This window comes from Mesorhizobium sp. P3_A8 (genome assembly GCF_056402995.1).
Genome location: NZ_JBFUGI010000013.1, coordinates 25,749 through 38,080 on the forward strand (window position 1 = coordinate 25,749; position 12,332 = coordinate 38,080).

Annotated in this window: 11 protein-coding genes; 9 read left to right on the plus strand and 2 right to left on the minus strand. The window is 62.7% G+C overall.

All coding sequences use genetic code 11. From position 1 onward, the window contains the following. Positions 1–50: 50 nt before the first annotated feature. Positions 51–266, minus strand: a complete 216-nt coding sequence (locus AC1DX4_RS26930; RefSeq protein ID WP_477223196.1) for a hypothetical protein — start codon at positions 264–266, stop codon at positions 51–53. Positions 267–545: 279 nt separating this feature from the next. Here AC1DX4_RS26930 and AC1DX4_RS26935 point away from each other — a divergent pair, with 279 nt between their 5' ends. Both AC1DX4_RS26935 and AC1DX4_RS26940 read left to right on the plus strand, forming a co-directional pair. Further along, positions 546–1,496, plus strand: a complete 951-nt coding sequence (locus AC1DX4_RS26935) for a DUF2865 domain-containing protein (protein WP_477223197.1) — start codon at positions 546–548, stop codon at positions 1,494–1,496. A gap of 111 nt (positions 1,497–1,607) precedes the next feature. Further along, on the plus strand, positions 1,608–1,844 hold the full coding sequence (locus AC1DX4_RS26940; RefSeq protein WP_477223198.1) for a hypothetical protein: 237 nt from the start codon (positions 1,608–1,610) through the stop codon (positions 1,842–1,844). A gap of 36 nt (positions 1,845–1,880) precedes the next feature. On the opposite strand, the gene AC1DX4_RS26945 is transcribed toward AC1DX4_RS26940, so the two are convergent. Then, positions 1,881–2,204 carry a hypothetical protein gene (locus tag AC1DX4_RS26945; protein ID WP_477223386.1) on the minus strand — a complete coding sequence of 108 codons (324 nt, stop codon included), beginning with the start codon at positions 2,202–2,204 and terminating at the stop codon, positions 1,881–1,883. 216 nt (positions 2,205–2,420) lie between these two features. On the opposite strand from AC1DX4_RS26945, the gene AC1DX4_RS26950 reads away from it, so the two are divergent. The 7 genes from AC1DX4_RS26950 to phoB all read left to right on the plus strand — a co-directional run bounded on the left by AC1DX4_RS26950 (position 2,421) and on the right by phoB (position 12,321). Then, positions 2,421–6,584: a PAS domain-containing protein gene (locus AC1DX4_RS26950; protein ID WP_477223199.1), complete on the plus strand. Its 4,164-nt coding sequence runs from the start codon at positions 2,421–2,423 to the stop codon at positions 6,582–6,584. 533 nt (positions 6,585–7,117) lie between these two features. Beyond that, the gene (gene pstS, locus AC1DX4_RS26955) at positions 7,118–8,173 is read left to right on the plus strand and encodes a phosphate ABC transporter substrate-binding protein PstS (protein ID WP_477223200.1); all 1,056 of its coding nucleotides are present in this window, start codon (positions 7,118–7,120) and stop codon (positions 8,171–8,173) included. A 67-nt stretch (positions 8,174–8,240) separates the two neighbouring features. After that, positions 8,241–9,224: a phosphate ABC transporter permease subunit PstC gene (gene pstC, locus AC1DX4_RS26960; protein WP_477223201.1), complete on the plus strand. Its 984-nt coding sequence runs from the start codon at positions 8,241–8,243 to the stop codon at positions 9,222–9,224. 3 nt (positions 9,225–9,227) lie between these two features. Then, the gene (gene pstA, locus AC1DX4_RS26965; RefSeq protein WP_475456509.1) at positions 9,228–10,079 is read left to right on the plus strand and encodes a phosphate ABC transporter permease PstA; all 852 of its coding nucleotides are present in this window, start codon (positions 9,228–9,230) and stop codon (positions 10,077–10,079) included. Then, entirely contained in the window at positions 10,076–10,879 is an 804-nt protein-coding gene (pstB, locus tag AC1DX4_RS26970) for a phosphate ABC transporter ATP-binding protein PstB (RefSeq protein ID WP_027041877.1), read from the plus strand. The genes pstA and pstB overlap by 4 nt, the downstream gene beginning before the upstream one ends. Before the next feature lie 25 nt (positions 10,880–10,904). Beyond that, positions 10,905–11,612 carry a phosphate signaling complex protein PhoU gene (gene phoU / locus AC1DX4_RS26975; RefSeq protein ID WP_010911897.1) on the plus strand — a complete coding sequence of 236 codons (708 nt, stop codon included), beginning with the start codon at positions 10,905–10,907 and terminating at the stop codon, positions 11,610–11,612. Positions 11,613–11,631: 19 nt separating this feature from the next. Further along, on the plus strand, positions 11,632–12,321 hold the full coding sequence (gene phoB, locus AC1DX4_RS26980) for a phosphate regulon transcriptional regulator PhoB (RefSeq protein ID WP_032917568.1): 690 nt from the start codon (positions 11,632–11,634) through the stop codon (positions 12,319–12,321). Positions 12,322–12,332: the final 11 nt, after the last annotated feature.

A 12,332-nucleotide genomic window follows, 5' to 3' on the forward strand; every position in this document is an offset into this window, starting at 1 on the left:
GCCGGGCAAGGCTGTCCGCCTCCGCCAAGCTGCTTTTCACAACCAATTGCTCAATGGCTCAGGCGCCGAACCTCGGCATGCCGTGCCAGGTCCGGTGTCTCGAATACATAGTCGCTCCAGGCCGATTCCGGGATTTGCCCGGCCAGATAGCACTCCAGCAGCAGGCTTTGCTCGGGATTGAGCGGTCGTGGCGCGCGCTCATGATCCAGCCCGAGAGAATGGAAAAGGTTCCTTGTCAGTTCCGATACCGTGAAGTGGATCGACATCTGCGTTCTCCTCTGCCTATCAACGCCGCAGTCAGGCAAAGGTTTCAGCGTCAGCTGCCGATAACGCCGGATTGATCGTTGGCTGATGCCATAGCCCGGCAATCTCGACAGTCGCCGGTCTGACCGCATTGTTTTCCGGGTCGTCTCAATCTTGAAATAAAAATGTAATATCGAATTTACAGGGGCCATTCTATTACAATAGATGAAGGCCTACTCAGGTCATAATTCTTTAATTATTAGGTATAGCTCATTTAGTCGAAAGTTACCCCAGTCGAATGAATGTGGTCCCAGTCCGTCAACCGCAAGGACAATGTCGTCGCGATGATCCGCTCCTGGCTTCTCATCATGATCGCGCTGACGGTGGCCGCCTTTGCGCTCGGCACGACGTCTTCCCTTGCGGATAGTTGCAGCGCGATCAGAGGTCAGTTGCTTTCCGGCGGCCGCGGTGGGGGCGTGAGCCCTGAATTGGCGCAGTTGCGTCGCCAGCTTGCGGCGATCCAAGGCCTGGAGAGGCAGCGCCGGTGCACGGCGCAAAGTGCCACGGGCGGCTTCTTCAACGCTTGTGCCGATCTTGCCAGAAACCGGACGGAGGTGCTGCGCCAGATTGCGGCTGGTTCCGGCCGGGACGTTTCGGGCCTGCAGGCACGGTTCGCGGCGCTTGGCTGCGGTGCGAAGGATCAGCGCCCGAAGACCCAGTCCACGGCGGGCGGAGCGATTTATGCCGGCAATTCGATGCTGTTTTGCGTGCGCCTGTCGGATGGTTATTTCTTCCCCGCGCCAAAGTCGCAATTCGCCGGCAGCGAAGATGTCAAGGATATGGCCGATCAGTGCCGTTACATCTGCGACGATCCGGCCGTCGATCTCTACATGCTGAGCGATGCCAGTCTGGAAACCGAAAAGATGGTCGCGCTTGATACGCGCAAACCCTACACTGAACTGCCGTCGGCTTTCCGCTACCGGGACGATGCCAATTTCAAGGCCTGCGACGCCAAGCGCTACTACCAGCGGGTCGCCGAACTGAGGGCAAGGACTGTGACGCCGACAGACATGAGCAATGCCATCATTCCGCTGCCGCAGTCAAAGCCGGACGTCGGCAGCCCGGAAGTCGGCAGCGTTGCGGCAATCCCGCAATCCGAGGCGGAGGCTCTGGGTGTCGCTCAGGAGCAGTCGATCGAGGCCAGCAAGCGGCCAGTGCGCGTGGTTGGCCCGGCCTTCTTCCCGGCTGAATGACCGCCGCTCTACCTGCGCATCCATCAGATACAGGTTGCGGCGGGCTATAGGACCGTCTGGAACAGAGGGGCGCTCACGGCGTTGTGGTCGACATCAGCCAGGAGAAACGCCATGGCCACGTTCAGGGAAATGCGGGTTCTGGAGATCGTCGAAAACGGCTCCCTGACCAATGACGAGAAGATAGCCGAACTGCGTGAGATCGAATCCGAGGCGCGGGGCCTGCAGCGGGCCGCGTCGGAGAGTTCCATGGGCGACGATGACGGCTGGCAGGACGATTTGCGTCAGGTTCGCTTTGCGCTCGACAAGCTTGGAGCGAAGGAACCGAAGAAGGGCGCGGCATCGCTATAGGCCCTGTCCGCACAAGGCTCGAGATTTTTCCCGAAATTATTCGCAGACCATGCGGACCCGCTGTCCTGGCGCGCTTACGTTCTTGCACGCCAATTGCTTTTCCGGGTCAGAGGGCGGGGGAGGCGGCGGGGAAAATCTCGTCTGATGCCGTCTCTGCACGCCAGGTTTAAAAACCTTGCGCTCGGAAAATCGTCCGGGCGGCGACTGTGGCGGCACCGGAAAGGCGCCGTTGTCGACCTGCGGCGCGTAGTCGACATTGGGCGGCGGCCGGTCCCAGAAGCGCCTGGCGTCGAGCGGCCGCGGAATGATGACCGTGCCGTCATAGCTGCGCGAACAGCCACTGCCGAAAAGCAGCACCACGCCCAGCAAGAAAGGCCCTATCCGTCCAATCATAAGCAACACCCCTGCACAGGCTTATAACGCGGCCTTGGTGCACCCGACAACCGGACCGAATAACGCAGGAGGAACGGACTGGTTGCGCCGTTAAGGTTAGCGGATCGTTAATGCTTCTCGGGCACATTCCGCCGACGAACCGCGGAGGGAGGGTTCGGCCTTGATTTTCGGGGTGGGGGCAGCATGGCGGAAGCGGAAGAAGCAATCGGCGCGCGCGGCAAGCGTGGGCCCGGCAAGGCGGTGCACCGCGGCGACGCGCCGCCATGTGCAGACATGGATTCGCCCGACGCCCTTCGCCAACTGGTCGAGGCTGGCTCGGATTGGATCTGGGAGACCGACGCCGAACTGCGATTCTCCTGGCTTTCCCCCACCTACCAGGCGGCCACCGGTATCGATCCGGCTGATGTGCTCGGCCGGTTCCGCTTCGATTTCCTCAATCAGGGCAACCACAGCGCGGCAGCGCATCTGGAGGATCTGCAGGCGCGCCGGCCCTTCCGCGACTTCGTCTATGAATTGAAGGGAGGCGGCGCCGACTGCCGCTGGGTGTTGACCTCAGGCTTCCCACGGTTTGACGGCGAAGGAAAATTCGCCGGCTATCGCGGCATAGGCCGCAACGTCACCGCGCTGGCCAGCGCCTTCGAGACCGCTGAGCAGAACCCGTTGCCGGGTAGCGAACCCGACCGGCATCTTGCCGATCTCGAACGGACAATGGACGCCATGCACATGGGCGTCGTGCTTCTCGATGCCAAGCTCGACACGCTGATCGTCAACAAGGCCTATCGCGATCTGTCCAGGATCCCGGATGATGCAGTGACCGTCGGCGCTCCGTTCAGCCAGTTGATGGACCTCAACCGCCGCAATGGCATCTATGGCGACATCGACGACCTGCAGTGGCAGCGCTACCTCGCCACCCGTATCGAGGAGATTAGCGCAGGCTTCGTCGCGCCACGCGAATTTATCCATGCCAACGGCAGGACGATGATATTCTCGGTGACGGCGCTGTCCGGGGGCAAGCGGCTGTTGACCTACTATGAGGTCACCGAACTCAAGCGGCGCGATGCCGAGATCGAAAGCGCCAACGCCAAGATCGCCGAGACCTTCGTCAATCTGCGCACCATGGTCGACCAGATGCCGATCGGCGTTCTCGTCATCGATGCCGATATGCGCGCCGAAGTCATCAATCGCGCCTTCTATGACTTCTGGAGGATCGACCCAGGCCGTGCCGGGATCGGCTCGGCCTTTCGCGAGCTGATGGAAGCCAGCCGGGGCATTGACCCTTACGGCGCCGATGAAATTGCCTGGCAACGTCATACCGCCGAGCGCGAAGCCGAAATCAGGGCCGGCGTCGCCGGCTCCAGACAATTGCCACACAATGACGGGCGCACGCTTGTCGCATCACTGGCGCCGCTGGCCGGAGGCAAGCGGCTCATTTCCTATGTCGACGTCACCGACATGAAGGGCCGCGAGACCGAGGCACAGGATGCGCGCAAGCATCTCGCCAGCGTGCTGGAATCGCTGCCGGCCGGCGTCATCATCTACGACCGCGACGACAAGTTCGTCTTCGCCAACCGCAAGCTGCAGGACTCGCTGCCGGCGCTGAAGCCCGTCTGGCAGCCCGGCTGTACCTTCCGCGAGGCGCTGGAGTTCGGCCATGCGGTCGGCTATTTCCGCTCGTGTGGCGATCCCGAGCTCGACAAGCTTTACGACGTTGACACCGAACGCTGGGCCGACGGCGTGCTGGCGCGCTACCATCTACCGAATTCGTCCTATGAGCGCCTCAATGCGGACGGTCGCTGGTACCAGGTCTACGACATGCGCACCGAGGACGGCACGTTCATCGGCGTGCGCGTCGACATCACCGACATCAAGAGCCGTGAGGCGGCGCTGCGCGATTCGATGCGCCAGATCGATCTGTTCCGGCACGTCATGGACGAGTTGCCGGTGGCCGCCTTCATCAAGGCGCAGGATTTGAGCATCGAGTTCGTCAACAAGGCCTGGTGCGCGATTACGGGCCTTGCCAAGGAAGACGTCATCGGCCGGACCGACCGCGAGCTGTTCGGCACGCAAGACGCGGAAAGCTACAGCCATGACGACACCGAGGTCGTCGTAACCGGCAAGGGCCTCGAGGTCGAGGAGCCCGTCACCCATCTCGACGGCACGGTGCGGCAGTTGATGACGCGCAAGAGCCGGCTGGTGGCCATCGACGGATCGATGCACCTGGTCGGCTCCAGCACCGACATCACCGACGTCAAGGCGCGCGAGCGGGCGCTGGAAGAGAGCATGCGCGAGAACGAGGTGTTCCGCAGTCTGATCGACAACGTACCGGTGTCGATCTACGCCAAGCGCTCCGATCTCAGGCAGTTCTATGTCAACAAGGGCTGGTGCGACCTCACCGGTCTCAGCAGGGAAGATGCGATCGGCAAGACCGACATCGAGATTTTCGGGGAGGACGGCGAGGCTTTCGTGGCCGGCGATCTGGCCGTGCTGCGCACCGGCGACACCCAGGAGATCGAGGAGACCGTGCGGCTTGCCGACGGCAGCGTCAGGCATCAGTTCGCGCGCAAGGGCGCGATGATCGCGTCGGACGGTTCGCTCTACCTGATCGGATCGACCACCGACATCACGGAACTGAAGATGCGCGAGGCCGAGCTCAGCGAGGCGCGCCAGCGCGCCGTGCTCGCCGACCGCGCCAAGTCGGAGTTCCTCGCCAATATGAGCCATGAGATCCGCACGCCGATGAACGGTGTGCTGGGCATGGCGGAACTCCTGGCCAAATCCAATCTCGATCCGAAGCAGAAGACGTTCACCGACATCATCGTCAAGTCGGGCAACGCGCTCTTGACCATCATCAACGACATCCTGGATTTCTCCAAGATCGATGCCGGCCAGATGGTGCTCGATCCGGCACCCTTCAACCTTGCCGAGGCGATCGAGGACGTGGCGACGCTGGTGTCGACGCGCGCCAAGGAAAAGGACCTCGAGCTCATCGTGCGTGTCGAGCCGAGGCTCGAAAGCCTGTTCATCGGCGATGTCGGCCGCATCAGGCAGATCGTCACCAACCTCGTCGGCAATGCGGTGAAATTCACCGATGAGGGCCATGTGCTGGTCGATGTGACCGGCGAGAAGGTCCCGACCGGAACCAAGCTGACGATCTCGGTTACCGATACCGGGATCGGCATCCCCGAGGAAAAACTGAAACTGGTGTTCGAAAAATTCAGCCAGGTCGACACCTCCTCGACACGGCGGCACGAGGGCACCGGGCTTGGCCTTGCCATCACCTCACGACTGGTCGAGCTGATGGGCGGCACCATCGGCGTCGAGAGCGCAGAGGGCAAGGGCTCGACCTTCTGGTTTACCGTGACGCTGCCCAGGGCCGGTCAGCAGAACGGGCAGCGCATCATGCCGGTGGACGTGACGGGCGCACGCGTGCTGATCGTTGACGACAATGCCGTCAACCGGGCCATCCTGACCGAGCAGATGACCTCGTGGACGTTCGATTCCTGTGCGGCCGAGAGCGGCGCCGAGGGCCTGAAGGTGCTGATCGCCGCCGCTGCCTATGGCGTGGCCGTGGATTGCGTCGTGCTCGACTACCAGATGCCCGAGATGAGCGGCGCCGAAATGGCGCGCATCGTGCGCAACACCGAAGGCCTCGCCGACACGCCGATCATCATGCTGACCTCGGTCGACCAGTCGCTCGCCAACACCAGCTACCGCGATCTCGGCATCGATGCCCAGCTGATCAAGCCGGCGCGCTCCTCCGTGCTTCTGGAAACGCTGGTGGCGACCATCCAGCGCCATCGCCACACCATGGATGGGCCGGTTCAGCAAATCGCAACCGAGAGGCTTGATGCCCCCCAGCGGCCACCGCTGGCGCCGTACGAACAACGCGCGCAATTGCAGCCGCCGCCGGTTCGTCCCAGGCTGCCTGCCACCGGCGATGGCGGACACAGGCTGGATATCCTCGTGGCCGAGGACAATGAGGTGAACCAGATGGTCTTCACCCAGATCCTCGGCGAGACCGGCTACGGCTTCGAGATCGTCGGCAATGGCCGCAAGGCGCTCGACGCCTTCGGCAAGCTCAGTCCGTGCATGATCCTGATGGATGTCTCGATGCCTGAGATGAGCGGGCTCGAGGCGACCGCCGCGATCCGCCGGCTGGAAGAGGAAACCGGTACGCATGTGCCGATCGTCGGCGTCACCGCGCATGCGCTTAAGGGCGACCGCGAGCGCTGCCTGGAGGCGGGCATGGACGACTATCTGCCAAAGCCGATCAGCCCCAGGGCCCTGCTGGAGAAAGTCGAGCGCTGGATCGGCGCCGGCAGCCAGGTCCAACGCAACGCGGGATAGCATCCGGCCGCGTGGTTTCAGGGATCCGAGGAGGCAAGCCGAGGGAATCAATCGCCGATTTGCTGCTACCCCTGCGTGCAATGCCTATGGTGCGATCGCACCATATCAAAGGCCGCGCCGAGCCGGGACAATGGCAACATCGAATTCCGCCCTTGCAGTTACGGGCGGGAGCAGCGACCGCCAGTATGGAACAGCGTCAACCTACCCCAACGGACCTGTTTTTGGCGATGGCCCGGCCATGACACGCTCTGGTCTTGAGCAGCGCACTCCCGTCCGGATTTTCTTCACCTGAAAAAGCCCCGCCGAATCCGGCGGCGGCTCGAGCCGGTGGATGGCTCAAGCCACTGATTCCGGGGGCAAACTCGGATCAGGCCATGATCGCCCGACGCCACCGCCTTTTCCAGTGCCGGCAACGCGTTACCGGGCTGACACGAAACTGTCATGCGACTGTTATAATCGAAGGCTATTGGCCTCAGCGGGCGCTGGTTAGGAAAACGCGCCGAGAGACCATCTTCCGAACAGGAGCAGGCCACATGAGACATTTCATCCGCTCGGCGGCCGTTGCGATCGCAATGGCTACAGCGTCTACCTTCACCCTTTCCGCAGCAATGGCAGCTGACCTTTCCGGCGCCGGCTCGACCTTCATCTACCCGGTGTTCGCCAAGTGGGCCGACACCTACAAGAAGGATACCGGCATCGGCCTCAACTACCAGTCGATCGGTTCCGGCGGCGGCATCAAGCAGGTCATCGCCAAGACCGTGACTTTCGGTGCCACCGACAAGCCGATGTCTGACGCCGACCTGGAAAAGAACGGCCTCGTGCAGTTCCCGATGGTGATGGGCGGCATCGTGCCGATCGTCAACCTCACCGGCGTCAAGCCGGGCGAACTCGTCCTCGACGGCCAGACGATTGCCCAGATCTATCTCGGCGCCATCACCACCTGGGATGATGCCGCGATCAAGGCGCTGAACCCCACCCTCACCCTGCCGTCGACCGCGATCGCCGTCGTACATCGTTCGGACGGCTCGGGCACCACCTTCAACTTCACCAACTATCTGGTGAAGCTCTCGCCCGACTGGAAGGACAAGGTTGGTTCGGACACGGCCGTCGAATGGCCGACGGGCGTTGGCGCCAAGGGCAGCGAAGGCGTTGCCAACACCGTCAAGCAGACGGATGGCGGCATCGGCTACGTCGAATACGCCTATGCCAAGCAGAACAACCTGTCCTACTCCAAGATGCTGAATGCAGCCGGCAAGGTCGTCGAGCCGTCGCTCGAATCCTTCGGCGCTGCCGCTTCGAATGCCGACTTCAAGACTGCCAAGAACTTCAACGTCATCATCACCAACGAGCCCGGCGACGCCACCTGGCCGATCGCGGCTTCCACCTGGGTGCTGATCCACAAGGCTCCGGATGATGCCGCCGCCACCGGCGAAGCCCTGAAGTTCTTTGCCTGGGCCTACAAGGACGGCAAGGAAACCGCCAAGGCGCTCGACTACGTCTCGATCCCCGACAGCGTCGTCGACCTGATCAAGGCTTCGTGGAAGACCGACATCCAGACCGACGGCAAGCCCGTCTACGCCGGCGAGTAACATCCCTTGAAGGAGCGCCGCGCTTGCGGCGCTCCTTTTCCTTCAATTCGAAAGAGCCGAGCTTGACATGAGCGCTGTCCAGGAAGCCTTGCCAGCCGTTAGAGGTTCGCGTGATGCCATCGTCCGACGCTTCGCGCTGACCGACTCGATCTTCCACGGAATGACCCGTGCTGCCGCGATCCTGGTGCTGGTCCTGCTCGGCGGCGTTGCGATCTCGCTGTTTGCCGGCTCCTGGCAAGCCCTCTCGACCTTCGGCTTTTCCTTCCTGACCAGCGAAAGCTGGAACCCGGTGACGGAGAAATTCGGTGCCCTGGCGCCGATCTACGGCACCATCATCACCTCTGCCATCGCCATCCTGATCGCCGTGCCGCTCGGCATCGGCATCGCCGTCTTCCTCACCGAGCTTTGCCCACGCCCGCTACGGCGCCCGATCGGCATGGCGGTGGAACTGCTGGCCGGCATCCCTTCGATCATCTACGGCATCTGGGGCCTGTTCGTGCTGGCACCGTTCCTGCAGACGACGGTGCAGCCCTTCGTCATCAGCGTGTTCCACGGCATTCCCGGCCTCAACAGCCTGTTTGCCGGCCCGCCCTACGGCATCGGCCTGCTGACGTCGTCGATGATCCTGGCCATCATGGTGCTGCCGTTCATCACCTCGATCACCAAGGACGTCTTCGACACGGTGCCTCCCGTGCTGAAGGAATCGGCCTACGGCATTGGTTGCACCACCTGGGAAGTAACCCGCCGCGTCGTCATTCCCTACACCCGCATCGGCATCATGGGCGGCGTCATGCTCGGCCTCGGCCGCGCGCTCGGTGAAACCATGGCGGTGACCTTCGTCATCGGCAACGCGCACCGCATCTCGACCTCGCTGTTCGCGCCGGCAACGACAATCTCCGCCACCATCGCCAACGAATTCACCGAAGCGGTCGGCGATCTCTACACTTCTTCGCTGGTGGCGCTCGGCCTGATCCTGTTCGTCATCACTTTCCTGATCCTTGCCATCGCACGCTACATGCTGATGCGCATCGACGCCCGCACGGGAGCCTGACCGATGTCGACAGCCACGTCGCTTCACCAGAGCCGCAAGCGCAAGAATGGCGTGATGATGACGCTGTGCGTTGCCGCCGCCGGCATCGGCCTTGCCTGGCTGGCGCTCATCCTCGGCGCCCTGCTCTACAAAGGCCTTTCAGGTGTCAATCTTGCGGTTTTCACGGAAATGACGCCGCCGCCCGGCGATGCCGGCGGTCTGCTCAACGCCATCTACGGCAGCATCGTGATGACCATCATCGGCATCATCGTCGGCACGCCGATCGGTGTGCTGGCCGGCACCTATATGGCCGAATACGGCCGCTTCTCGAAGCTCACCACCGTGGTGCGCTTCATCAACGACATCCTGCTGTCGGCGCCGTCGATCATCATAGGCCTGTTCGTCTATGAGCTGATGGTGCGGCCGATGGGGCACTTCTCGGCGATCGCCGGCGCCGTCGCTCTCGCCATCCTGGTCATCCCGGTCGTCGTGCGCACCACCGAGGACATGCTCAACCTGGTGCCCAACGCGTTGCGCGAAGCCGGCACCGCGATCGGCGCCCCGCGCTGGGTGGTCATCAAGTCGGTTGCCTACCGCGCTGCAATGTCCGGCATCGTCACCGGCATATTGCTGGCCATCGCCCGCATCTCCGGCGAGACCGCACCCCTTCTTTTCACGGCGCTGAACAACCAGTTCTGGTCGAGCAATCTCAACGCGCCGATGGCCAGCCTGCCCGTCACCATCTTCCAGTTCGCTCTCAGCCCTTACGAGGAATGGCAGCAGCTGGCCTGGACTGGCGCACTCATCATCACATTGACGGTTCTCGCGCTCAGCATCGTTGCGCGCAGCTTGACCGGACGCAGAGAGGACAAATGAGCCAGATGTTGTCTCCAGACATGACGATCGCCGCCGAGGCAGCCGCCAAGGTAAAGATCGAGGTCAAGAACCTCAACTTCTACTACGGCCAGTCGAAGGCGCTGAAGGATATCACGCTGTCGCTGCCCGAGCGCAGCGTGACCGCCTTCATCGGACCGTCGGGCTGCGGAAAGTCGACGCTGCTGCGCGTCTTCAACCGCATCTATGAGCTCTATCCCAAGCAGACCGCCGAGGGCCAGGTGCTGCTCGACGGCCAGAACGTCCTCGACCGCTCGCAAGATCTCAACCTGCTGCGCACCAAGATCGGCATGGTGTTCCAGAAGCCGACCCCGTTCCCGATGTCGATCTATGAGAACATCGCCTTTGGCGTCAGGCTCTATGAGAAGATCAGCAAGGCCGAGATGGACGGCCGCGTTGAGCAGGCGCTGAAGCGCGCAGCCCTGTGGAACGAGGTCAAGGACAAGCTTAACGCCAGCGGCCTCAGCCTGTCCGGTGGCCAGCAGCAGCGGCTGTGCATCGCCCGCACCGTGGCGGTGAAGCCGGAAGTCATCCTGCTCGACGAGCCAGCCTCGGCGCTCGACCCGCTGTCGACCGCCAAGATCGAGGAGCTGATCGACGAACTGCAGGCCGACTACACGATCGTCATCGTCACCCACAACATGCAGCAGGCGGCGCGCGTCTCGAAGCAGACCGCTTTCATGTATCTGGGCGAGCTGGTCGAGTTCGACAAAACCGAGAAGATCTTCACGTCGCCTCGCGAGAAGCGCACGCAAGACTACATCACCGGCCGCTTCGGCTGATCGCACGCATACGAGGACCAGGATCATGGCCGAACACACAGTCGCAGCCTTCGACGAGGATCTCGGACAGATCAGCAGGCTGATCAGCGACATGGGCGATCTCGCTGGCTCGATGGTCGGCGGCGCCACCAAGGCGCTGCTGAATTCCGACAACGCACTGGCACAGCGCGTGGTCTCCGACGACGCCATCATGGATGCGCGCCAGCGCGAACTCGACGATCGCGCCATCACGCTGATCGCCAAGCGCCAGCCGATGGCCGACGATCTGCGCCACGTCGTCGGCTCGATCCGCATGGCCGGCGATCTCGAACGCATTGGCGATCTTGCCAAGAACATCGCCAAGCGTGTCGGCACCGTTGGTCTCAGCGCCACGCCGCGCGACCTGTCGCATTCCATCGACGCCATGGCGCAGCTGGTGCTGATCCAGGTGCAGGGCGTGATCGAGGAGTATGCGGCGCGCGATGCCGCCGCACTGGCGAAGCTGCGCGCCGACGACGAACGCATCGACGTCAAATACACCTCCGTCTTCCGCGAACTGCTGACCTACATGATGGAAGATCCGCGCAACATCACGGCTTGCACCCATCTGCTGTTCTGCGCCAAGAATCTCGAACGCATCGGCGACCACGTGACCAACATCGCCGAAAACGCCTACTATGTCCTGACCGGCACGCAGTTGCCCGCCAATCGTCCCAAGCAGGACGAGACGGCGATGTCGGCGCCCGCGGCCTGACGCAAGAGGTGACCAATCAATGATCGCGCCACGCATCATGGTGGTGGAGGATGAGGAGCCGCTGGGGGTGCTGCTCCGTTACAATCTTGAATCCGAAGGCTACCAGGTGGAGGTGGTGCCGCGCGGCGACGAGGCTGAGATCCGCTTGCAGGAGAACGTGCCCGACCTTCTGGTGCTCGACTGGATGGTGCCGGCGGTGTCCGGCATCGAACTCTGCCGGCGCCTGCGGATGCGGCCCGAGACCGAGCGGCTGCCGATCATCATGCTGACCGCGCGGGGCGAAGAAAGCGACCGCGTCCGTGGGCTCTCGACCGGCGCCGACGACTATCTGGTCAAGCCGTTCTCGACGCCGGAATTCATGGCTCGCGTCAAGGCGCTGCTGCGCCGCGCCAAGCCGGAAGTCCTGTCCAGCGTGCTCAAGGTCGGCGACATCGTGCTCGACCGTGAATCGCACCGGGTCTATCGCAAGAAGAGCGAGATCCGGCTCGGGCCGACCGAGTTCCGCCTGCTCGAATTCATGATGCGCCATCCCGGCCGCGTCTTCTCGCGCAGCCAGTTGCTCGACAATGTCTGGGGCGAGACGATCTATATCGACGAGCGTACGGTGGACGTGCATGTCGGCCGCCTGCGCAAGGCGGTCAACAATGGCCGCATGCCCGATGTCATCAGAACCATTCGTGGCGCGGGCTACGCGATCAGGGAAGATTGAGCGGGACCTGA